The 23,414-nt window shown below is 54.7% G+C and carries 20 protein-coding genes; 9 read left to right on the forward strand and 11 right to left on the reverse strand.

The features are described 5' to 3' along the window. Positions 1-23 precede the first annotated feature (23 nt). Genes N512_RS22260 through N512_RS0104810 form a run of 5 tightly spaced genes read right to left on the reverse strand, consistent with a single transcriptional unit; the run spans position 24 to position 6,930 of the window. Positions 24-674: a TorD/DmsD family molecular chaperone gene (locus tag N512_RS22260; protein WP_051472660.1), complete on the reverse strand. Its 651-nt coding sequence runs from the start codon at positions 672-674 to the stop codon at positions 24-26. 44 nt (positions 675-718) lie between these two features. Further along, on the reverse strand, positions 719-1,384 hold the full coding sequence (locus tag N512_RS0104795) for a DMSO/selenate family reductase complex B subunit (RefSeq protein WP_025009262.1): 666 nt from the start codon (positions 1,382-1,384) through the stop codon (positions 719-721). 14 nt (positions 1,385-1,398) lie between these two features. After that, positions 1,399-3,948 carry a DMSO/selenate family reductase complex A subunit gene (locus N512_RS0104800; RefSeq protein WP_028779591.1) on the reverse strand — a complete coding sequence of 850 codons (2,550 nt, stop codon included), beginning with the start codon at positions 3,946-3,948 and terminating at the stop codon, positions 1,399-1,401. 27 nt (positions 3,949-3,975) lie between these two features. Further along, positions 3,976-5,970 (reverse strand): MtrB/PioB family decaheme-associated outer membrane protein, encoded by a 1,995-nt coding sequence (locus N512_RS0104805; RefSeq protein WP_028779592.1) that lies wholly within the window; start codon positions 5,968-5,970, stop codon positions 3,976-3,978. 15 nt (positions 5,971-5,985) lie between these two features. Further along, positions 5,986-6,930, reverse strand: coding sequence for a DmsE family decaheme c-type cytochrome (locus N512_RS0104810; protein ID WP_028779593.1), 945 nt, complete (start codon positions 6,928-6,930; stop codon positions 5,986-5,988). Positions 6,931-7,698: 768 nt separating this feature from the next. Here N512_RS0104810 and N512_RS0104815 point away from each other — a divergent pair. After that, a complete protein-coding gene (locus N512_RS0104815; RefSeq protein ID WP_028779594.1) occupies positions 7,699-8,139 on the forward strand; it encodes a hypothetical protein in 441 nt (146 codons plus the stop codon). Positions 8,140-8,156: 17 nt separating this feature from the next. Here the strand turns inward: N512_RS0104815 and N512_RS0104820 are convergent, their stop codons facing one another. The 3 genes from N512_RS0104820 to arfB form a co-directional block, all read right to left on the reverse strand. Continuing rightward, positions 8,157-8,537 carry an acetyl-CoA carboxylase biotin carboxyl carrier protein gene (locus N512_RS0104820; protein ID WP_025886813.1) on the reverse strand — a complete coding sequence of 127 codons (381 nt, stop codon included), beginning with the start codon at positions 8,535-8,537 and terminating at the stop codon, positions 8,157-8,159. Between the two features lie 41 nt (positions 8,538-8,578). Then, on the reverse strand, positions 8,579-9,022 hold the full coding sequence (gene aroQ, locus N512_RS0104825) for a type II 3-dehydroquinate dehydratase (RefSeq protein ID WP_025009265.1): 444 nt from the start codon (positions 9,020-9,022) through the stop codon (positions 8,579-8,581). Positions 9,023-9,181: 159 nt separating this feature from the next. Further along, positions 9,182-9,598 carry an alternative ribosome rescue aminoacyl-tRNA hydrolase ArfB gene (arfB, locus tag N512_RS0104830; RefSeq protein WP_028779595.1) on the reverse strand — a complete coding sequence of 139 codons (417 nt, stop codon included), beginning with the start codon at positions 9,596-9,598 and terminating at the stop codon, positions 9,182-9,184. A gap of 171 nt (positions 9,599-9,769) precedes the next feature. Here arfB and N512_RS0104835 point away from each other — a divergent pair, with 171 nt between their 5' ends. The 7 genes from N512_RS0104835 (at position 9,770) to N512_RS22275 (ending at position 17,880) form a co-directional block, all read left to right on the forward strand. Next, positions 9,770-10,135: an STAS/SEC14 domain-containing protein gene (locus tag N512_RS0104835; RefSeq protein ID WP_025009267.1), complete on the forward strand. Its 366-nt coding sequence runs from the start codon at positions 9,770-9,772 to the stop codon at positions 10,133-10,135. Between the two features lie 79 nt (positions 10,136-10,214). Next, positions 10,215-10,391: a DUF3012 domain-containing protein gene (locus N512_RS23990; protein ID WP_037436315.1), complete on the forward strand. Its 177-nt coding sequence runs from the start codon at positions 10,215-10,217 to the stop codon at positions 10,389-10,391. A 99-nt stretch (positions 10,392-10,490) separates the two neighbouring features. After that, complete coding sequence (locus tag N512_RS0104845; protein ID WP_037474285.1) at positions 10,491-10,886, forward strand: hypothetical protein; 396 nt, start codon at positions 10,491-10,493, stop codon at positions 10,884-10,886. 274 nt (positions 10,887-11,160) lie between these two features. Further along, positions 11,161-12,435 (forward strand): TolC family protein, encoded by a 1,275-nt coding sequence (locus N512_RS0104850; protein ID WP_028779597.1) that lies wholly within the window; start codon positions 11,161-11,163, stop codon positions 12,433-12,435. Positions 12,436-12,515: 80 nt separating this feature from the next. Beyond that, entirely contained in the window at positions 12,516-13,574 is a 1,059-nt protein-coding gene (locus N512_RS22270) for an efflux RND transporter periplasmic adaptor subunit (RefSeq protein ID WP_231473522.1), read from the forward strand. Between the two features lie 10 nt (positions 13,575-13,584). Next, positions 13,585-16,791 (forward strand): efflux RND transporter permease subunit, encoded by a 3,207-nt coding sequence (locus N512_RS0104860; RefSeq protein WP_028779598.1) that lies wholly within the window; start codon positions 13,585-13,587, stop codon positions 16,789-16,791. A 174-nt stretch (positions 16,792-16,965) separates the two neighbouring features. Further along, on the forward strand, positions 16,966-17,880 hold the full coding sequence (locus tag N512_RS22275) for a cation diffusion facilitator family transporter (RefSeq protein ID WP_051472663.1): 915 nt from the start codon (positions 16,966-16,968) through the stop codon (positions 17,878-17,880). A gap of 1 nt (position 17,881) precedes the next feature. On the opposite strand, the gene N512_RS22280 is transcribed toward N512_RS22275, so the two are convergent. The 3 genes from N512_RS22280 to N512_RS24320 all read right to left on the reverse strand — a co-directional run bounded on the left by N512_RS22280 (position 17,882) and on the right by N512_RS24320 (position 19,362). Further along, positions 17,882-18,463, reverse strand: coding sequence for a TetR/AcrR family transcriptional regulator (locus N512_RS22280; RefSeq protein ID WP_197021431.1), 582 nt, complete (start codon positions 18,461-18,463; stop codon positions 17,882-17,884). Positions 18,464-18,535: 72 nt separating this feature from the next. Continuing rightward, on the reverse strand, positions 18,536-19,087 hold the full coding sequence (locus tag N512_RS22285) for a carboxymuconolactone decarboxylase family protein (protein ID WP_051472665.1): 552 nt from the start codon (positions 19,085-19,087) through the stop codon (positions 18,536-18,538). Beyond that, positions 19,075-19,362, reverse strand: a complete 288-nt coding sequence (locus N512_RS24320) for a hypothetical protein (protein ID WP_156029065.1) — start codon at positions 19,360-19,362, stop codon at positions 19,075-19,077. Before N512_RS24320 ends, N512_RS22285 begins: the two co-directional genes overlap by 13 nt. Before the next feature lie 318 nt (positions 19,363-19,680). Between N512_RS24320 and N512_RS23695 the strand changes: the two genes are divergently transcribed. After that, positions 19,681-23,358, forward strand: a complete 3,678-nt coding sequence (locus tag N512_RS23695; protein WP_028779600.1) for a DUF4132 domain-containing protein — start codon at positions 19,681-19,683, stop codon at positions 23,356-23,358. Positions 23,359-23,414 lie beyond the last annotated feature (56 nt).

Consider the following 23,414-nt stretch of genomic DNA (forward strand, 5'->3'; position numbering starts at 1 on the left):
TATCCATATTTAACATATTGATTTCAGGCGTCGCTGTCATCGAGCTCATTACTCACGGCTTGCAGATAACGAAAATACTCGCTGGCCAATAGTGATAAACCTAGATAATAGCCGGTTTGAGCATGTTCTTCCGCCAGTGACAGGCAGCGTTGCACCCAAGGTTGGACATGGTCAGTCAATAGCCTTTGCAATATTGGTGAATACTGTTCTCGATTATCTGTCGCCATTTTGTCCAGCAGGTAGTCGATGACTACGCAGATCAGTCCCAGATGGTCGACCGGCTCGTTGCGATCGAAATGGATCTGCAACCCATGCTGTTGATAAAAAGTCAGTAAATCTAGGGTGGAAGAGCCATTCAACAAACCTGAAGGAGACTGATAAACTGAACCCCAGGGCGGCGCAACCGGAGTCCCGGGGCCGTTGAATAACTGGCCATAATCCAATTGCAGTGCAATCAGTTGCTCACGGCTTCCATCCCAGTGCTTGAGATAGTCGCTCAACTTGTTCAAAGCCAAAGATTCGCGTTGGCTGTGAGTCAGCCTGGGCCACTGCGTGGCGATATCGCTCAGCGTAAAGTGTTCAACCAGCTCTGCCGTGGGCAGATCCAGCAACACCTTATGCAATACGTTGGCGATACTCTGCAAACAGAAAAGTGTATCGGTTGAGATAGCCATAAAACTCCAAAGAAGGAGAGCAGCCAAGGCTGCTCTCTTGAGGGTTACACTTCCCTGATATTCAGGATCTGCCCATTGCTGCGGGCATTTCGTGGCGCTTTGACTATCAGGTTGGGTGAGGTGATGGATTGTGATGGCAGCGGGGCAAAATGGCCATCGCCATCGCCGTATTTGGCCCGCAGATTATCCATGGTGTCGAAATCCAAGGCCCTGAGTGGGCAGGCATCAACACAAATAGGCTTCTTCCCCTCCTGCAACCTATCCTGACAACCATCGCATTTGGTCATGATCTTGCGCTGAGTATCCAATTGCGGGGCATCATAAGGGCAAGCTCGGGCGCAGGATTGACAGCCTATACACAAAGATTCCTCGACCAATACCAAACCCTTGTCTTGCTGTTTATGCATGGCACCTGTGGGGCAGGCCTTAACACAGACAGGCTCGCTGCAATGGTTGCAGCCTATGGAGGCGTAGTGGGCAAATACGTCCTGTTCATAGCTTCCGTCACCGTTTTGATTCCAACTGCCACCGCCGTATTCATACACCCGTCGCCAAATCACTCCGGGCAAGGCGGCCACCCCCAGTTCCCTAACGTTGTCTTTTGAGCGTAACAGGCCAACCATGCGGTCTTTACAAGCAATATGACAAGTCTTGCAACCTGTGCACTTGCTGCTGTCAAAGTAGAATCCATATTGAGTTTGCTGAGTCATTTTTTGATCCTCTATTATCTTTTCTTGATAACAGCAACACGGTTGGTGTGTTGAGGGTTACCCTTGGTAATGGGTGACGGGTGATACTTGGTCAAAGTGTTGATGCAACCGCCCAGATCGACAGTATGTCCGGAAGGCCCGGTACTCATTGCCGGATCCGGCCTGTACCAAGCACCCTGTCCCAGGGAACAAACACCGGGTATGACCCTGGGGGTCACTTTCACCGGTACTTCAATGGTGCCTCGTTCGTTATAGGCCCAGACTATGTCACCGTCGGCAATACCATGTTCAGCAGCGTCAGTTGGGTTCATCCACAGTGCGTCTTCCACCGCTTCGCGCAGCCAGGGCACATTGTGGTAACTGGAGTGGGTGCGACCCTTGGTATGGTAGCCACACAATTGCAGATTAAAGCCTTTATCAATCGTTTCCTGATCCTGATATCCGTCCCAGGTCACAACATATTTGGGTAATGCCGTGATTTGATCTCCCGGGCGCAGTGTCCAGGTGGCTGCCTTGCGGGCCAGAGAGATGGAGTACAGCTCGATCTTGCCTGAGATGGTTGGTCTGGCATTGGCAACCGGGTCGGCCACAAAGGCCTGCATGGCAATGGTCGACGATGGCATGTATTTACGGAATACCCCGGCCTTTTGCGCTTCTGCATAAGTATCGGGCCAATTGATGTCCGGATGCATTGCTTTGGTCTGGGTATAAAGGTGCTCACACCACTGTTCGCCTGTACGACCCTCGGTATAGGCGGCTTCTTTACCCATGGCGCGGGCGATACCGCTGCAGATTTCATACATGGATTGAGCCTGGCCCAAAGGTTTCAAAGCGCTGCTCATAAAGGTGGCGTAGGCCATCTGACCCGAAGCATAGCTGTCGTTGGCAAAGTCGTTGGATTCAAGCCAGGTGCTGTCCGGCAACAGATAGTCGGCAAACTTGGCTGATGGTGTCATCCAGCAATCGCAGACCACGATTAACTCACACAGATTTTCATCCTTCAAAATAGCCGCAGTACCGTTGCTGTCAGAGTGTTGGTTAACCAGGGCATTACCGGCGCAGTTGATAATGGCCTTGATGCCGGTTTTCAGCGTGGTGGCATTGTGATCCACCAGCTCGTTGCTGCTGCCGGCGATACGCACACCATCTTTGCTGCCGGTAAACTCCTGGCCGCGAACTATGGCATCGGACCAGGTAAATACCGGAATAGTGACTTCAACCGGGTTAGTGCCGGTAGGCATTGCCGGCACAGCAAAACTGTAGCTGGTGGGCATGGCTCCGTTGTTAACCCCTTCGCGGCCCAGTTTGCCGGTCATGATTGCCAGGGTGTACACGGCGCGGGTGGCTTGATCGCCGTTGGCATGGCGGCTGATACCTGCACCGGCGCTGATATAGGGGGCGCTGGCGTTCATGATATCTGTGGCCAAGGCTTTGATTTTATGTTCCGGCACACCACATATTTCGGCGGCCCACTGGGTGTTGTGGGCACCATCGGCGGCAAATTTACCTACGCCCATGATGTAATCGTGGTAGTTCTCTGCTGGATCTATGTACTGGGCATGGGAGGCAATGAAGGCGTCGCTGTTGAGGGCGACTGCGGCCTTGGCATTTTCCAGGGACTGTTGGTCGAATCCCACCACATATTTATCCAGGAAGCCTTTTACCTCGCGAGTGACAAACCCTGAGGTGATCATTTCATGAATAATGGCTTCAATCAGTGCGGCATCTGTGCCGGGTCTGATGGGAAGCCAGTGATCCTCGTTACCGCGCATTGAGTCTGTGTAGCGAGGCTCGACCATCCAAACTTTGATGCCCTTGGTATTGGCCGCCAGAGACTTGATAAAATCATAGCCTTCGCCGCTGCCGCTCATACGGATTTCATTGGGGTTGAAGCCAAAACCCACAAACAGATCCGAGTTGGCAATTTGATCCAGCGAAGTGCCGCCAATGCTATCCCACTGATCGCCATAGGTTGCAATACAGGCGGCATAAACGCCGGCCCAGGAATAGTCCCAATGGTGGTCCAGGAAGCCACCATTCAGGTTCAGCAACCGTCCCCAGGTTTTGGTATTGGCAGCAAAACCATAGTAAGCGCCGGTGCCATAGTGCATGTAGATAGACTCGGGTCCCTTGCTTTGGTCTTGGGCTATTTGTTGCAGTTTTGAGCCTATCTCGGCATAGGCTTCTTCCCAGGTGATAGGGACAAACTTACCTTCGCCGCGTTCACCGACCCGTTTCATGGGTTGGCGCAATCTATCTGTTGCATAGGTGCGTTGACGCAGTGAACGGCCACGGGGGCAGCAACGGATCTGATGGTTGACGCCGTATTCATCAGTGGTTTCATGATCTGATTCAACGCGGGTGATGACCCCATCACGGCTGAATACCTTGACCGGACAGTTGGAGCCACAGTTCACCAGGCATGCCGACCAATTCAGTTGTTCGTCAGTTACCGGAGGCTTGGGAGGCACCACGTTAGCGTCCTTAGAGCTGGAGTCACAGCCGGATACCGTGGCTGCAGCGCCAAGAGCAGCACTCATCTTCAAAAAGTTTCTACGTTCCATTTTTTATCCTCACAATGTAAGCCTTGCTCAAGGCAGCAGGTAGCTGAAGGACAACATCAGCTGATGGGCGTTGTAGTTATGGTTGAGCACCCCCAAAGTCGTTAAACCCGTCGCTGCGTCTATCCCGACCTCGTTACCATCTGTGTCGAAATAGCGTTCATATCTATAGGTAAGTTTCAGTGCCATGGCGTCGTTCAGGTGGTAGCGGCCGTACAGCTCTACGCTGTGGTTAAAGCTGTAGTAGTCGTCATAGGCCCCGCCTTCTGTCAGGGTGTTACCCTCAGAATTGGCAAATTGATAATCAGCCCCCAAGGTCAAGCGTTCATCCAGCAAACCGCTGTAGGCTATGCCGGCCCCAAGGGAGATAAAGTTATCCTTGATGTCACTGTGCCACGGCGTTAACTGATCCCCGTTTTGTTGGGAACTGATCCACTGTTGACCGGCCGTACCGTAGGCGCTCAAGCGTTCACTCAATTGCAAAGACAGATTCAGGTCGTATCCATAGTCACGGGATTCGGTCAATCCAATTACAGTGTCCCGGTAGTCATCCAGGGCATAGTGGCTGTTGAAATCCAGGGTCATCCAGTTCAGCGGCGTATACTGCAGCCCCATTTCCATGGCCGTCCGCCGCCGATCCGCCAGGTGGTACTTACGCAACAGGCTATTGGTTTCACTGGATGTCAGCTCGCCGGCTTGATAACGACTGCCGCCGCGGTCGCCATAACTGGCCTTGAGATCCAGCCGCAGCGGTGAAACCAACTGCATTCCCAGCTTGGCCCACAGGTTATGGTCGCGGGTTTCTTCCCGCTCGCCATAGCTGCGCTCTACCTGCTTGAATTCATATCCACCTTGCAGGCGATAGCCGGGTGCCAGGCGATAACTGGCATTGAGCCGGGCACTCTGCCGCTCAATATCCAACAGTGGGTTTTGTCGTATGGCGCCACTGACGGGATTGAGTTCAAGCTGGACAAATTCAGCCACACTGGAGTCGTTGTCACGTTTGCGGTAATCCAGTTGTCCGCCCAGGCGTAGACGGCTATTCACCGCGGTACTGACGGCTAGGTTGGCGTCTGTGGTATTGACCTGACCATCCCAGCTCTGCAGAGGATTTCCCGTCATCTGGATCAGTCCTTCATCCTGCAGCATTCTCCCGGCGACTATCCGACCACTGAAAATCGTGCTGGCCAGGCGGTACTGACCGTTCAAGGTCAGTTGGTGCGCCTGGTTGTCCGGCGTAGCGCTGTAGAGGTCTGTGGCATAAGGCAAGCTCAGGTTGTTGATATCATTGCTGTACTGGCTACCTTGATAGGCCAGTTCAGTAAACCAGTTGTGGCCACTGAGCTGTAAACCTGCCCGCAACTTGTCGTTGCTCTCATCCACAGGCAAGGCAAAGTTGACCGGTCTTGGTGTTATCAGGCTGGCACTGCGGTGGCCTTGCTTTTCCTCTCTGTCATAACGCACATAGCTGCTCAAGTCGCCGAGTGATGCCAAGGCGCCGAAGTCATAGCTCAGCCCTATGCCGGCCTGTTGCCGCTCCAGCTCAAGATCCAGATAACGTAGATTGGGGCTGGGTTGCAGCAGCCCCTTGTCGTGCCACAGCCGAGTCGCTGCATCACTGTTTTCAAAGCGCGTCAGATTGCGGTAATCCAACGCCAGTTGATACTGACCTGGGCGACCGGTTCTGAGACTGACGAAGCCGTTATCCAACCCCAAATCATGGGCCCTAAGCTGGCTGCGATAGCCACCTTGGCTGCGGTAACCGAGTTCGGCATCGACACTGGCTATCATGCCGTCTCGGCCATCTCCCAAGGCATTTCCACTATGGATATCATCACTGTCGTTGTACCCGGCATTGGCAGTCACTTCACCGCTTAAGCCGGGAGCCAACTGACACTGGCGACATTGGAAACCTGAGGTATTGACCTTGTCGGTATTGGCGCGGTTGACACTGAAGTCGGCAGCCATGACTGAGCCTGAGAGCCCCAGCAGAGCCATGGTCAACAGATTCAAAGGAAATCTCATCTTCAACACTCCTGCTTAACGGGACAGCAAACTGCCGGCCGGATGATTGGAACCATGGATTTGGCTGTGGCAGTTCAAACAACTCTTGCCGGCCCCAAAGGCGCTGTTGCCACCCTGGGCCACCGCCCTTGCTGCATGACCATCGTCGGCGTGACATTGCTGACATAACTGTGGCACCCGGGCTTTGAGCAAGGATTCGTTAACACTGCCGTGAGCCTTGTGGCAGTTGGCACAGTTTTCCACCACTGGGGCATGCTCCCACAGCACTGGCCCACGCTTGTCGGCATGGCATTCATAACAAGTGGTATTGAGGCTGGTTTGTTTCAGTGCGCTTTCAGTCAGGGAACCATGAGGGTTGTGGCAATCGATACAGGTCATACGATCCCACTTGAGAGGGTGGGCTGAGCGCTTGTTCATATCGGCCTTGGCACGGGTGTGACAACTGGTACAGGCCTCGTTGATCCGCAAAGGGTTGAGCATGGGGTCTTCAGCGGCATGCACCTGATGACAATCGGCGCAGGCCACCTGCTCCAGGTTATGCAAGCTGTTGTGCCAAGCCATCTGTTTGGGGTCATTGTGGCAGCCAAGGCAAACACTGTTTTGGCTATCACTCGACAGTTTTGAACCCGCGCCGAAGCTTATCATCGGCTCTTTACCGCCACGGTTATGTTCGCCCATGGGGCCATGACAGGCTTCACACTGTAATCCGGCCATGGGGGAGCGGCTGTTGTCCAGAGCGCCATGACCCCCCTGAAACAGGGCCATGACTTTCTGATCCCGCTTATGACACATCAAGCAGGAGTCGGCACCCTTGGGGGAATACTTTCCTTCACTGAACTTTTGCTCCAGTTGTTGCTCCAGTTCTGTTTGGCTTAAATCAGCCCAGGGGGCAGCATTCACAGCCGGGAACAATAATATTATCGGCACTATGAATGCTGATATTTTTAATGTGGATATCATATGTACTCCCGTTTATTTATATGCATCAGCATAGAAATAAGGCCAGCCTAAATCTTGCTTGAAATACTTTTCTAATTCGTCATGGATACATTAATCCAAAAGGAATACCCATACCTTTATATGCATATAAAACACTGCACTCTTTCTGGTGATGATCGTCACATTTGTCACTCAAACAATTATCAAACTGAGCTGGATTCCAACAAACTTGTTATTGAGCTGAACGCCTTTCTAGGCTGGAGTCCTTGGGGCAGAGTTTGGCAGGTTTGGTTCTGTGCCTGTGAAATGTCATAGATGCTTTGTATGGTTCTGATTTATATGGTTTTGTGTTCCATTGGTTTATGGGTGAGTTTAGTTGGGAGGGCTTAATTAGTTTTTGGGTGAACAGCCTTGGTTGATACTTACCTTAAATGGAAAAGATATTGAAAAATAGATAATAATCCAATGCAGGTTACCTAAATTTATACATTTACTCTATTTTATTAATTGGTTCTCAATAAGATTTGCCTGATGCTTTTTAGGTATCCTGTACACTAACCAAAGACTATGCCGTTTCTGGATGCAGTGAAATGATGAGTGAATTTTATTGATTAAATCAGAGTTTCAACAGCTTGCTGATACCGACAACGGAAATACTTTATTTCACTGACGTAAATGCGACTGATTTACGGTTAAGAGATATATAAAGTTTCGATTGGGAAAATGCTCACTTTGAGTGACCGCTTTAATTATCTGTTTTTATGTGACTTATCCCTATAGGAGATGGATATGAGCGTGATCCATGCAATAGCAGCCCAGTGGCAGAAGGCCGAATTTGCCGAGCGCTTGGCTGCCACTCTGGCAAGCTATCAGTCTGCTTGCGGTTTATCCGGTGGTGCGACTTCGCTGACAACCCTGTGCAATCTGGTTGCCGCCATCAGCTACCGTCCCGATGACCCTGTCTTCAGACAGGCAAGGATAGATGAGGAGACGTTATTGGCAGTATTTTTTGATTGCTTCAGGCTCTTGTTTATCAAGGAAGTACAGCAACAATCAATCACTCAGGCCGAGCAGCAGATACTGCATTTGGCCCCCAAACTGGCGGCCGAGATGTCCGTCGAGGCTTTGAGCGAGTCTCAGCAATTGCTGCGGCAGCAATTGCTGAGTATCAGTCGCCAGTTGGAGTCCTTGTATACGCAGCGGCGCCAACTCAGCCGCAATATGGGGTGAAGCTAAATTGGGGGAAATTAGTCCAATACAAACAGGGTTTGCTGTAGTCCTACCGCTTCACCGTTTTCTGCCAGTATGGCTTTAACCGTGCCGCTCTGTTCTGCCTTGACCGGATTGAGGGCTTTCATCGCCTGCACATAGCCCAGTACTGTGCCCGGCTCAACTTCTGTGCCCAGCTCCACCAAGGGGACACCATGGTCTCCGGCGCTGCGCAAAAAGGTACCGGCCACAGGCGCCAGTACTTGCACGCTGTCATTACCAATACTGAAACTGGCCTGGGGTTGTTGCGGACCAAAACGGCGGATACGCACGGCTTCCTGGCCTTCAGTAATTTCCAGCTCATTGATGCCGGATTCCTGCACCAATTCGATCAGTTTTTTGATTTTGCGGATGTCCATCGTCATTCTCAGCACTTAAGGGTGACCGGACCTTCCTCTGCTCAGCCTTGTTTGAGTGCCTCTATGGCGGCTTCCAGGGCAAACTCATAACCCTTTGGCCCCAGTCCAACTATCACTCCCTTGGCCTTGTCGGAAAAAAAGGAGTGATGGCGGAACGGCTCTCTGGCATGCACATTGGAAAGGTGCACTTCGATGAAAGGAATGGCGACCCCCAGCAGGGCATCTCTGAGTGCTACGCTGGTGTGGGTAAAGGCGGCCGGGTTGATGATCACAAATCCGGCATCTGTGTTGTGGATAGCTTCTATGAGCTGGTATTCGGCATTGGACTGGATATGTTCCAGTTCCACTCCGGCGGCAAGAGCCTTGTCCTGCAGTCCCTGCACCAGCTGCTCCAGCGTCCGATGACCGTAATGTTCCGGCTCTCTGCGACCAAGCAGGTTGAGATTGGGGCCATTCACCAAGAGTATTTTTGCCTGACTGCTCATATTGTTTTCCTTGCCTTGAGGGAGAGTTCGCACCTGGATCTGTGCCTCCCTGATTTCAGCAAAAGCTGTCGAATTTGTCGACCAATAGCCGCACAATCGCTGCACATTCCTTCCTGTTGTCAGCAATTATTGTCCATTCCCGCAGCGAGACTGGTCTTATCAGAAGCGGATCTTGTTCTGCCGCAGCGATTTTACTTCACCGCGTTGCTTCTTGCTGTCAACCCGGCGCCTTTGGCTGGCGCGGGTGGCCTTGGTGGGAATTCGTCTCTTGGCCACTTCGCCGACTGAGGCGACCAGCTCGATAAACTGCAGCAGGGCAGTCTGGCGGTTGGCGTCCTGGCTGCGGCTTTGCTGGCATTTGATAATGATCTTGCCGCTTGGGCTGATACGATGATCCGCCTTGGCCAGCAGCTTTTCCTTGTAGAAATCCGGCAGTGATGAGGCCTTGATGTCGAAGATGAGTTGGGCCGCAGTGGAGACCTTATTCAGGTGCTGGCCCCCGGCACCACTGGAGCGGATAAATTGCCATTCGATTTCATTTTCTGAAACTTGGACACGGTTTGAGATCTTTATCATGGCAAAATAGCTGTTTTCTGAGGCAGTCGCTATATTACCATCCCATGGGAGAGTTTACTTACTCGACGAGGCGGAAAGTCTTGTAAGGCTAAACTTACTATAAGGGAGTAACCCATAGTCATCAGATGCCGTGCCGTTGGCAGGTGTCGAAGGTTCAATGGAGTTTTGCTTATGTTGTGTCAAATTCCGGATATTGCCAAAGGCGTGATCAGCTTGTTTGCCAGCGGCCGTATCACAGCCGAGGATTACCGCACCTATCTGCGTCCCGCCATCAAGAGCTACCGCCAGGAGTGGGGGCAGGTCTGCCTCTACATAGAGGCAGATGTATTGTTGGAAGGCTGGGAAATGGCATCACTCTCGGGAGCCGGTGAGGTGCAACTGCCCCCCTTCGATGCCTTGGTATTTGTCGGCGGCCCAGACTGGGTAGGCAATGCGGTGCGCCTGCTGGGGCCCTTTGTCAGCGCTGAATTGGCCTGGTATCCGCTGGAGCATAAAGATGAAGCTATTCGTTGGATAGCCAAGCGTTCGGCCTGCTAGTTGCCGAAACCTCCTATAGGGTAAAGCCGGTTATTCTGCTATTCTGTGGCGATTAAGTAACTCAGATAAGGAAATTTCGATGTCATTATCCAAAGTTTTTGCTGCATCTCTGGCGCTGGCTTTTGCCGCTGGATTGAGTGCTTGTGCCCCTGAAGTGGGCAGTGAAGCCTGGTGTAAGCAGATGGATGAAAAGCCCAAGGGTGATTGGAGCGCTAATGAAGCGGCCGATTACGCCAAACATTGCGTGTTTAAATAACTGAACTTTATCTTGGCCTGTAGGTCTATTTGGGCACGGGCCATTTTCTTCCCTTAACCGGAATTATTCTTGACTGTATTTGTCCGCAAACTGACTCATATGCTTATCGCCTTGGTGGTGCTGCAATTTTGCGCCGCTAATCTTGGCGCGCATCAGTTGCATCTGGGCAATCCGGCCGAGGAAGAAAGCAACCATCCTCATCTCAAATTTGTCACCGAAGTCACGGTCATCAGCGAGTGTGTGGATTGTACCTGTGGCACAGATGAAGCCTTGGAAGCCGATATTCCCTTTGTCAGCCACAGTCATCAACTGACCCATACTGAATCCCAACAGTTCGATCTCTGCCTCGACTGTCAGTGTCATGGTGGTCATCTGTCACTGCCGGTTACCCTGGCACTGAGCCCGGCTCCCTTGATGCACCCCAGGCCCCAGAGTCTGGAGCCCGCTTTTCAACCCTATTTCTCCACTCCGGATTACCGCCCCCCAATAGCCTGATCTTTCTGATCATCAGTGCGTGTGAAGCCCGGGCATAGCTTGCCTGTGTCCCATTGCGTTTGTCTTGTGCTGGCTGTCGTCAGAGCCTGAAACGGTTCTCTCTTGCAACCAACTCTGGTCATGCGTCCTGGCGGGCGTTGCGCAGCACTGTGGTCAGCATCAACTCAGAAATTATCAAAGCCAACCCTTGACTTTAGATTTAACTCCAAGGTTTATGCTTTGGCCAATGTTCACCATTGGCTTGCTGCCAAATATGTCTTTCCAAGGAAAGTTTATGTTGAAATTTATAGTCTCTATGAGTCTATTGGGCGTGGGAGCGCTAACCTATCAGCCCGCCCTTGCCGGAGAAAAACCGGATAACACCTCTCTTGTGGCCCAGGTCAAGTCGGGGACCGAACCCTCACTGGCCTGGTTTGGCGAGCTCAAACAACAGATCCTCACCTTACCCGAGTTTCAGGCTCAGGAAGCCAGGATCCGTGAGGCTCAATATCTGGCCAAGGGCGCCGATCGCGCCATCTACAACCCCGAGTTGGGCTTGAGTTATCTCAATGCCCCAGGGGATGACACCTACAGCCTGTCCATTAGCCAAACCATTGACTGGGGCGACAAGCGCGCCGCCGCCAGCGCATTAGCGCTTACGGAGTTGATGCGCTTGGAGAGTGATATCACTCTCGAGCGCTCCCGCTTGTATGCCGAGGTGTTGCAGGCACTGGTCGATCAGAGCCTGGCACAGAAGAAGCTGGGGTTTGTGCGGGCGCAGCAAAACTATGGTGAGCAACAGTTGCAGATAGCCAGGCAAAGGGCCGAGGTCGGTGATTTGTCCCAAGCGGAATTGAATCTGATGGAGTTGGAACAAGCCAGTGCCATCAGTGATCTGGCCTTGGCCCAGAAGGCGCTGCTGGATGCCGATACCCGCATTCTGGCGCGTTTTGGCCGGGCAGAGCTTCCCTTTGGCAGTTTCGCCGGCCGTCTCGAATTGCCTGCGACTGAGGCGCCCGTGCCGGCGCTGACCAGCGCCGGATTACAACTGGAGTTGGCGCGGCTGCAAGTCAATCAAGCCAAGGCCCAGGCGGCGGCCGACCCCAATTTCAGCCTTAACGCCGAGAGGGAAGGCTCCGACAACAAGCTGGGGATTGGCGTCTCTGTGCCGCTGCATCTGCGCAACGACTACAGCGAGTCGATTAAGGCGGCAATGGAGGCGGTCACCGCCGCCAAGGCGCAATACCAAAGCATTGAGATGGCGCTCAAACAGCAACAACAACAGTTCAACTACAGCTTACCCAGATTGAAGCAGAGCTGGCTCGACTGGCAACAGCAGGCCTTGGTGGCCGGTCGCAAGGCGGCCGAGCTCTTAGGGCAACGCTGGCGCAGCGGCGATCTCAGCACCAGCGACTATTTGACCAGCCGGCGACAGTTGGCCAGCAGCTTTCAGGCCGGTCTCGAACTGGAAGCCGCCCTCTACCAAAGCTGGCTCGAGTGGATGGGAGCTTCGGGGCAACTGCCCGGCGCGCTGCCGGAAATAGCCGTATCCCAGGAGAACGCCCAATGACAGCCCCATACACACTAAGGTACCGGACAATGAACAAGACTCTACAATACCCACGGCTGCAGGCCGCTTTACTGGCGCTGATGTTAGGGCTGTCCAGCCCCTTGACTATCGCCGCCGAAGAAGGACATGAAGATGAACATCAGGCGCTTCAACTCTCAAGTGAGCAGCGCCAACTGGCCGGCGTCCAGACCCAGGTGGTCAGCGCCGGTGGCTTTAGCCTCAATGCTTTCGCCAATGCCACCTTGCTGGTGGATCGCGAGCGCACTGTGGTGCTGGCGCCGCAGCTGGAAGTGCGAGTGCTGGAGCGGCATGTGGTGCCGGGACAGGAGGTAAAAGCGGGCGATCCTCTGCTGACCTTGGGTGGCGCCGCCGTGGCCCAGGCCCAGGCTGACTATATCAATGCCGCCGCCGAGTGGAGCCGGGTCAGCCGCATGAGCGAGAGTGCCGTCAGTGCCAGTCGCAGGCTGCAGACTCAGGTCGATGCCAGTTTAAAACGCGCCATTCTCAAGTCGCTGCAGATGACAGATCAACAGATCAAGGCGCTGGAAAGCCGGCCGCAGGGAATAGGCCAGTATCAACTGCTGGCGCCCATAGATGGTCGGGTGCAGCAGGATGAGGCGCGCCTCGGGCAGTTGCTCGGTGCCGGCAGCCAACTGCTGCAACTGACCGATGAGCGCTCACTGTGGGTGGCCGCCGAGCTGACCCCATCGCAGGCCGAAGGCTTGAGTGAAGGCAGCGAAACCCTGGTGCGGATTGGCGATCGCAGTGTCAGTGCCAGTGTGATAGGCCGCTCCCATGAGTTGTCCAGTGTGACCCGCACCGAGCGGGTGCTGGCGCGACTGGATAACACCCAGGTGCGTTGGCACGCAGGTCAATTTGCCGAACTGTTTTTGCCCGATCCCCGCGGTGAAGGTGTGATGCTGCCGGATGCGGCGCTCAGTCGCAGTAGCGACGGCGATTGGCAGGTGTTCATCGAGGATGATGACGGTTTCGAGGCCAAAGAGGTGCAACTGCTGGCCAGCGAGCGCGGCATGAACCTGGTATCCGGCATAGAGCCCGGAACTCGGGTCGTTACCGCCGGGGCCTTCTTCCTGGCATCCGAGCTGGCCAAGGCCGGCTTCGACATCCACAACCACTGAGGACAGCACTATGCTGCAATCGTTAATAGATTGGGCGATCCGCAACCGCTTTCTGGTGTTGCTGGCCTTGATTGTCGTCCTGGTAGTGGGTGTGTTTTCCCTGCCAAAGCTTAATCTTGATGCCTTTCCCGATGTGACCAATGTGCAGGTCACTGTCAATACCGAAGCCGAGGGGCTGGCGGCCGAAGAGGTGGAAAAACTCATCTCTTATCCGGTGGAGTCCAGCATGTACTCACTGCCAGCGGTGACAGAAGTACGTTCACTCTCCCGCACCGGCCTGTCCATAGTGACTGTGGTGTTTGAGGAAGGCACGGACATCTATTTTGCCCGCCAGCAGGTGTTTGAACAGCTGGCCGCCGCCAAAGAGATGATCCCGGACGGAGTCGGGGTGCCGGAAATCGGTCCCAACACCTCAGGCCTTGGGCAGATTTATCAGTACATACTGCGGGCCGAGCCGGACAGTAATATCGGCGCCGATGAGCTGCGCAGTCTCAATGACTATCTGGTGAAGCTGCTGCTGATGCCGGTTGGCGGCGTGACCGATGTGCTCTCTTTCGGTGGCGAAGTGCGTCAGTATCAGGTCAGAGTCGATCCCAATCGACTGCTGGCTTACGGTTTGTCTATGTCACAGCTGGAGCAGGCGCTGAATGCCAATAACCGCAATGCCGGCGGTTGGTTTATGCCCAATGGTCAGGAGCAACTCGTGGTGCGCGGCTATGGTCTGTTGCCTGCGGGCCAGGCCGGGCTGGATGCCATAGGCCGCATTCCGGTGAGCGAATACCAGGGCACACCGGTCACTGTCTCAGATTTGGCCGAAGTGGATTTTGGCAGTGAAATCCGGGTCGGCGCCGTCACCATGACCCGTCGGGACGACAATGGCGAAGCCAAGGCCTTGGGCGAAGTGGTTGCCGGGGTGGTGCTCAAGAGGATGGGCGCCAACACCAAGGCCACCATTGATGAAATTGCTGCCCGCGAGCAACTGATAAGCCAGGCGCTGCCCGAGGGGGTCACCTTCGAAGTGTTCTACGATCAGGCAGACTTGGTGACCAAGGCGGTGACCACAGTGCGTGATGCCCTGTTGCTGGCCTTTATGTTTATCGTGGTGATCCTGGCACTGTTTCTGGTCAACGTACGGGCCACCTTGCTGGTTCTGCTGTCGATTCCTGTCTCCATTTTGCTGGCATTGCTGGTGATGAGCTATCTGGGAATGTCGGCCAACCTGATGTCGCTCGGTGGTTTGGCGATCGCCATAGGTATGCTGGTGGATGGCTCTGTGGTGATGGTGGAGAACATCTTCAAACATCTGAGTGAGCCGGATAGGCGCCATCAGGACCAGGCTCGGCAGCGCAGCGACTGCGAAGACGATCCCTACCATGCCGACGAAGACCAACACAGAGGCTCGATTGCCATGCGGGTATGGCAGGCCGCCAAAGAGGTGTGCAGCCCGGTGTTCTTTGCCACGGCGATCATTATAGTGGTGTTTGCGCCGCTGTTCGCCCTGCAAGGGGTCGAAGGCAAGCTGTTTCAGCCGATGGCGGTGAGCATCATCCTCGCGATGGTCTCGGCGCTGTTGGTGGCACTGCTGGTGGTGCCTGCAATGGCCGTTTATCTGTTCCGCAAGGGGGTGACTTTCCGTCAAAGTCCAGTGTTGGCACCGCTTGAGCGGGTGTACCGTCCGCTACTGCAAAAGGTATTGACCGCGCCTGGCAAGGTGGGGCTAGTGGCGGTAGTCATGCTGGGCATGAGTCTGTCGCTGCTGCCAAGATTGGGCACGGAATTTGTGCCTGAACTGGAAGAGGGCACCATCAACTTGCGGGTCACCCTGGCACCCACTGCGAGTTTGGATACTTCACTGGATGTGGCGCCCAAACTTGAGGCCCTGCTGCTGGAGTTTCCCGAGGTGGAGTATGCCCTGTCACGCATAGGGGCACCTGAGCTGGGCGGCGATCCTGAGCCTGTGAGTAATATTGAAATCTATATCGGTCTCAAACCGCTGGAACAGTGGACTTCTGCAAATAGTCGCGCCGAACTGCAACGCCTGATGGAGCAGAAGCTCAGTGTCTTCCCCGGGTTGTTGCTGACCTTTTCCCAGCCAATCGCTACCCGGGTCGATGAACTCCTGTCCGGGGTCAAGGCACAGTTGGCCATCAAGCTGTTTGGTCCGGATCTCGATGTGCTGGCGGAAAAAGGCGAACAACTGTCGAAACTGGTGGCCCAGGTGCCCGGTGCCGTGGATGTGTCTCTTGAGCAGATCACCGGCGAGGCGCAATTGGTGGTACGGCCGAAAAACGCGATGCTGGGGCGTTACGGCATCAGCGTCGATGAGGTGATGTCGCTGGTGAGCACAGGCATAGGCGGCAGCAGCGCCGGCCAGGTTATCGACGGCAACGCCCGTTACGATATCAACCTGCGTCTGGCCAGCCGTTTCCGCCAGAGCCCGGATGCGATAGCCGATCTGCGTCTGGTAGCCGCCAATGGTGCTCAGGTGCGTTTGGGTGAAGTGGCCGATGTCAGCATAGAGATGGCGCCGCCCAATATCCGCCGTGACGATGTGCAGCGGCGGGTAGTGGTGCAGGCCAATGTCTCCGGCCGGGACATGGGTTCCGTGGTGCAGGATATCTACAACCTGGTGCCCGAGGCCCAACTGCCGCCCGGCTATACCGTGATGGTGGGCGGCCAATATGAGAATCAGCAGCGGGCTCAGCAAAGACTGATCCTGGTGGTGCCCATTTCTGTGGCGCTTATTGCCTTGCTGCTTTACTTCTCTTTCGGCTCCATCAAGCAGGTGGCGCTAATCATGGCCAATGTGCCACTGGCGCTGATTGGCGGCGTGTTGGCGCTTTGGCTCAGCGGTACCTATCTATCTGTGCCCAGCTCCATCGGCTTTATCACTCTGTTTGGGGTGGCGGTGCTCAATGGGGTGGTGCTGGTGGACTCAATCAACCAGCGGCGCAACAGCGGTGAGTCATTGGAGCAGGCAGTGTATGAAGGTACGGTCGGCCGTCTGCGCCCTGTGTTGATGACGGCGCTGACTTCGGCGCTGGGGCTTATCCCCATCTTGATGTCAACCGGTGCCGGCAGTGAGATCCAAAAGCCGCTGGCCGTGGTGGTGATAGGCGGCCTGCTGAGCTCAACCGCATTGACCCTGCTGGTATTACCAACCCTGTATCGAGCCCTGTATCTCAAGAGCGACAAGGATCTGGAAGCCTTGGAATAACAGCTGAATTGCTCCGATAGAAAGCATTGTACTGATTGGAGTGTGACGCCCCAAAGTGGAAGATGAGAGCCGCTTTGGATCATGGCCGGACTGCCTACCTGGCCTGCGTCATAAGGCCCGCCGCTTTGCGGCTGGGCCTGGGCAGGGATGCCCTCTTTTATAAGGAAACATGCTATGCAGAAATCTTCTCAAGACTGGCAGCCGCTGGAGTTGGAGAGCAGCGGCCACCCCCACAAACATGGCCCGGATCTCGGCAGTCGCCGCTTGGGACTGGCTGTGATCATCAATATGTTACTCACTCTGGCGCAGCTGTTTGGCGGTATTCTGGCCGGCAGTTTGTCGCTGATTGCCGACGCGCTGCATAATTTCAGTGACGCCATCGCGATATTGATTGCCTTGATTGCCCGCAAAATAGGCCAGAAAGCCAGTCACCCCGGTATGAGCTACGGTTATAAACGCGCCGAAGTACTGGGCACCTTTATCAATGCGGCAACCTTGCTGTTGGTGGGTGTGTACCTTATCTATGAGGCCTTGCAGCGCTTCTGGAGCCCGCAACCTGTGGATGGCATGCTGGTGTTCTGGTTGGCGGGACTGGCTTTGATTATCGATATCGGCACCGCCATGCTGACTCACAGCGCCGGTGCCAAGGACAATATGAACATCCGCGCCGCCTTTATTCACAATGTGTCGGATGCCATGGCGTCTGTGGCCGTGCTGGTGGCCGGTGGGCTTATCATCCTCTACCAATGGTATTGGGTCGATCTCCTGGTTACTGTGTTGATCTCAGCTTATGTGATCTACCACGGTGCACTGTTACTGGCGGAGTCCGGGCGTATTCTGATGCAGCAGGCGCCGGCCGGCTTGGCCCCGGAGCTGCTGCAGGAGCAATTGGCCGCCAGGCCCGAAGTGGCCAGAGTCGAGTCCATGCACCTGTGGCGTTTGGATGAAAAGCAAAACGTGTTGACTGTGGTGGTCTATCTGGAGCCTGGGCTGGACGGTGAATTGCCATTGGTGCAGCAGCGGCTCAGGCGTTGGTTGAGTCGGCGCACCCTGGGGGCTGAGATAACGCTTGAGTGCAGGTTTGCCTGAATCAGCATCCGTCGGCGCCGAGCATGCGCTGCAGCAGTTGGCTTAGCCTGGTTGTTGCTTCTTGCGGCTGGGCATGGCCGCAGGCCACGGCATTGGCGACTTCATTGATGGCGCCATGTATGGCCCAGCACAGCAGCTTGCTTTGCGGCGCAGGCAGCTTGAGGTAATCGGCAAAGAGTTCGCTGTAGAAGTCGGTGAAGAAGTCGCGAATATCTGTGGTGATGTTCTGATACTCAGGATAGCCGCGCAGCGCCGCAACTATTGCCTCATACTCTGGGCCGCAGCGTACGGCGCAGTCCAGATAGGCGCGGCAGACCAGGGTGCATAGCTCTGCCTGCGAGGCTTTTTGCTCCGCTGCGGCTTGTTTCACCGCCTCGACAAATAGATTGTCGTAATGGCGGTACATCTGTGCCAGCAATCCTTGCCGGGTGGCGAAGTGACGATAGGTCAAAGGCTTGGTCACTCCGGCTCTTTGAGCTAGGGTGTTCAAGGTCAGTGCATCGGTACCGGCTTCGCGGACAATCTCGCAGGCAACTTCGAGCAGTTGTTCGCGGCGCTGATCTTTGAGCATTCTCTTCTTCACGCATCCCCCACAGATCGCTGGTTTAATAAAATTGAAAAAGCGGCAATGCATCGCATTGTCGCTTCTCTTTTGTCACTCAGTATAGGGTTGCAGTGGAACCCTTGGGAAGTCGATTTTCGGCTGCACTGTGTTGTTAACCCAGTTACTGAAGTTATTCAGGCCACTCCAGGCGCAGACCTGCATCACCTTGGCCTCACTGATCCCGGCATCCAGACAGGCTGCCAGCAAGGAGTCCGGTAACTTGCCTTTGTGTTGCAGCAGCGCCAGGGCGACATCCAGCAGCAGCTGGTCTTCGCGGTTATCGGCCTTGCCCTGCTGCGCCTTGATGCAGGCATCGGGGCTGAGTCCGGCACGTTTCCCGGAAAAACTATGGCCGCTGACACAGTATTCGCAGCCATTATAGTTGGCAACCGCCAGGGAGATCATCTCCCGCTGGGCCAGGCTCAGCAGACTGTGTTCTTCCAGATTGGCCTCAAACTCCAGATAGCCCTTCATGACCGCACCATTTATGCCCAGAGCCGAATAGAAGTTGGGGATCATGCCGTAACGACTCTTGATCTCCTGCAATATGGGTTTGGCCAGTTCATCGGCATTGTCCAGAGTGCACTTGGTTAACCTTTCCACACTAAAACTCCTGTTGCTGTTATTGGCCGTTTACGGCTTGAGCGCAACGGCAAAAAAATACCAAGCTGTGCCGGTCGGCTGCTTTGCCTGTCCTCGAAACGGACGGCTGCTTTGCCTGTTCTTGAAACGGATGCTCTTGAAACAGATACCCTTGAAACAACAGCCACCGGCGCTTGGTTAGTTAAGTTACTTATGGTAACAAGAGCAAAGTTACCATTGGTAACTTTTGTTTGCAATCTCCAGCTAGCCTGTTTTTCAAACAAGGTTTGAGACATTGACCATGACCCCTTGCCGGATATTGCTGATTTTACTGTTGGCGTGGCCGAAGCCGCTGGCGGCTTCAAGGTCAATCAACCGCTCTCTATGGGTAAAGGCTGCTAATATGGCGTCATCCCGGGGGAGGGCAGATCACATTTGGCGGCATTGAACTGTAAATGGGTGTTTTGTAAACGATATTGTTTTTGCGTTTCCGTTAGAATTGCCCTTCCTCGTCCGAAAAGGAGGCTCGGCCTCCGGCTTAAGCAGGTGTTTACTGAATGTCTGCTATTGGGGGAAGGAAGACATATTTGCTAATGACTCAAGGAATATGAGAGATGCTGGACGTATTAAAAAACAAGCTTGAAGCCTTCACTCGCCCCAATACAGACAAGTTATTGCTAGACGCTTGCCGGATTATCGATGAGCAGCAAACGGGTTTGGCACAAGCCGTCAGTCAGTATATTTTGACCGGTGAACCTGTGGCGTGCCTGTCGCAGCTCCAGCAGCTCAGTGCTAGAGAAACACTGGCGCGGCCGGGTGTTCCCTATGGCTACGGACAAAATGATGAGCGGCTGGTTCAGGCCCGTGAAGCCATCAACCAGTTTGTGGCAACCGGTGCCTGTAATGAACCGGCCGTTATGCGCCGTCTCGGCTTGGTGTGTCATGCCTGCAACCCAGATATAAGCATCTACGGCGTGCAAAACACCTCGAGCGGCTGGCTCAATGGCGTGCTGATGCTGTTCCGAGAGTTGGCGGAAGAGTATTACGGTTGCCGTTTGGCGGGCAAAGATCTGCCCAGTCGTGACTATCTGGCTTCGCTGGTCGCGCAATATGAGCACCCGCCCCATGAGCTGGAAGCCTTTGTTCTTGAAGGTTCCGACTCTTATTATAACGATACATTCCGCACCGCGCTGAGGAAGAGTACCGACTGGCTCAAGCTCAGTGAAGATCCTGAATATCTGCAGCTGTTGAAACAGTTACATTTCAGCGGCCGCGAAACCTTTTGTGCTTTGCTTAATAAAGCCTGTCAGACCCTGTCACAGGCGCAGCTGCCGCTGGTCATGGCGTTGGCCGCCGATGGTTCGGCGACTGTCCGTGAAGAGGCCCTGAAACTGCTGAAAAAGAGCCCGCAACAGCAACTGCTGGCGTTTCTGGAGCGGGAATTTCCGGGCGCCAAGGCGGCTACCCGTGGTCACTGGCTGGTTGTGGCTGGCCTCTATCCTGAAGCGACCCCCTTGCTGCAGCGCTGGCACAGTGAAGAGAAATCCGCTGCTGTAAAAACGGCACTGGCGAAAATGCTGGATAACACGACCCGGCAGCAACAGAGTGACCAGTTTAGCTGGGATATTCCGGCCGTTGCGGCCATTGATAAAAACGTCAAAGTGCCTGAAGAATGGCTCGGTCTGTGTGAAAAGCAGTTGGCTAAAGAGATCAAAGAGTTCGAAGAAGATATCGCTGCGGCGGAGCACCCAGATGCCCCCAGCTATCGCAAAAGGCATTTGGCCGACTACCGGAAAAGTCTGCAGCAGTGGCAGCAGATCAGTAGTGCCAAGCTGCAAGCGGCGCTGATGGATCTCGAAAATGGCCGGCAATCATCTCTGTCAGGGTTTTATTCTCTGATCAGCCACGCCGATCTCGATGAGCACCCCAAGGCCTGTCTGCGGCTTATTTTGCGGATGGAACGTCATGAGCTCTCCTGCCATTCCTGGGAACGTATGCTGGGGCAGGAACATATTCTGAAAAGTCTGCAGGGAATGACGGATTTACGGCAACTCTTGAGCCTGTGCAACCAAGAGAATCAACCCGCCGCGGCCTTGGTTGAAGCCCTGTTTGGTTACGAAGGCCGCGAAGATGACTGGTTGCCTGCCGCCTGTGAACAACTGCTGATCTGGCCCTTCTTTGCCGAAAACCCCGACTATATAGAGCATGGCCTCAATGGCCGGGTGCTCAATGGCACCTATCGACACGATGCCAATCAGGTATTGATACAGACCTTGGCGATTCTGGCCGAATTTCCCAAGCTGCCGCAGCACTGGCAAAGAAAGGTTCATGAACATGCCTTCCATGGTCGCAAAGCCATACAGGCGGCGGCTCAGTACTGCGCCGAACGCCACGGCGCCGATATCAGCCTGATTACTCCTGAGCTGGCCTCCGGCAGCAAGGATAACCGGGTGCTGGCCGCCACTTGGCTGGGTCGCCTCAAGGCGGCTTCGGCGCAGGAGGCATTGAGCCAGGCGCTGAAGAAAGAGAAAGATATGCCAACCCGGGTAGTGTTGCTGGAAGCCTTGTTGCAAACCGGCGCCGATATCAGCCAGTTCCTTGGCAAGGAAGCGCTGCTGGCCGAAGCCAAGGCCGGCCTTAAAAAGGCGCCACCCAAGTCTATGGATTGGTTCCCGCGTGAAGCGCTGCCCGCATGCCGTTTTGAAGATGGCAACCCGGTCGAGCCCGAACTGGTGTTCTGGTGGGTCGTCTTGGCGGTGAAGCTCAAGCAGCCTCAGGGTAACCCATTGCTGAGTCACTATCTGTTGCTGCTGGATAGCGAAAGCCGTCAGCGTCTGGGGCATTTTATTCTGGCGGCATTTATCGCCCAGGATACCCGTTGCCCTTCGGATGATGAGGCGCTGGCATACGCCAACGCTCACCAACATCAACAGTTGCAAATTTTCCAGCAATGGGCCCGGTATAACTGGGGTAAAGAGTATCAACACAAGACCCTTGAGGATGCGTTTCAGGCCTGCTTTGCCGAGAAAAAGAATGAGCTCCTGGGCTCGGCCATCAAAGACAAGGGGATGTTGGCCCTGATCGCTGGCGGCGATGCGCAAACCCTGCTGGGCATGATCCAACCCTTTATGAAGAAGCGCTATGAGCGGCGGGCACAGATAGAGGCCATGTTGCAGGCTTTGGCCAACTCGGACGATCCTGTGGCGATTCAGTTTCTGCTGAGTATTTCGCGGCGTTATCGCACCAACTCGGTGCAGGAGCTGGCGCGGGCGCAAGTCAGTCAAATTGCGGCCCGTAACGGCTGGACTCAGGATGAACTGGCGGATCGCACTGTGCAGACGGCCGGGCTCGAACATCTGACCCAGCCCAGCCCGTTTGAATTCGGCAGCCGTACTTTGGCGCTGGCACTCGGGGACGACCTCAAGCTGAGATTGCTCAACGAAGAGGGCAAGCTGCTCAAGAGCCTGCCGCAACCTCGGCAGACAGACAACGAAGGCGATATTGCCGAAGTGAAAAAATGGTTCAGCAACTGCAAGAAAGAACTCAAGCAGGTGGTTGAACAGCAAAGTGCCAGATTGTATGAGGCCATGGTCACAGAGCGGCATTGGCTCGCCGCGGACTGGCAGCAATACCTGCATCAGCATCCGGTCATGTATCGCCTGTTGCAGCGCACCCTCTGGCAGGTGGAGATTGATGGTCAATGGCAAACCTTCAGACCCACGGAAGACGGCGCCTTTATCGATATTGACGATGAAGAGCTGCAACTGCCCGCTGCGGCGAGTATACGCCTGGTGAGCGGTAACCTGTTACCGGTGGCAGCGCTGGATGCCTGGCGTTCACATCTCAAGGATTACAAGGTCAAGCCGTTGTTCGAGCAGCTGCGAAGTGCCGAAGTGACGCTAACTGAAGGTCAGGAGGCACTCAATGACCAGCACGGCCGGATGACCGACTGCTATACCCTGCGTGGCCTGTTGACCAAGAAAGGTTATCAGCGCGGTGAAGCGGAAGACGGCGGTTTCTTTGATCACTACTTCAAGCGTTTCGATACCCTGGGGCTGAGAGTGGAGTTCGGCTTCAGCGGTAACTGCGTGCCGGAAGAAAACGAGGCCGCCGCCATCTATGACATCAGGGTCATGGAGCGGACCAACCCCCGTGGCCGCTATGCCCGCTACCGTCAATTGCCGTTGGCCGAGGTGCCGGTCAACCTGCTCAATGCCATCGCCGTTGACTATCGTGAAGTCGGCGACAAGTGTGTGGCAGATCCGGACTGGGAATCGAAACTGCCCTGGTAAAGGTCGATAACGGATGGATTAGGCTGCTTCCTTACTGGTGGCAGCCAATAAGGAGA

The sequence above is a fragment of the Shewanella sp. 38A_GOM-205m genome (assembly GCF_000518445.1).
Taxonomy (GTDB): domain Bacteria; phylum Pseudomonadota; class Gammaproteobacteria; order Enterobacterales; family Shewanellaceae; genus Shewanella; species Shewanella algae.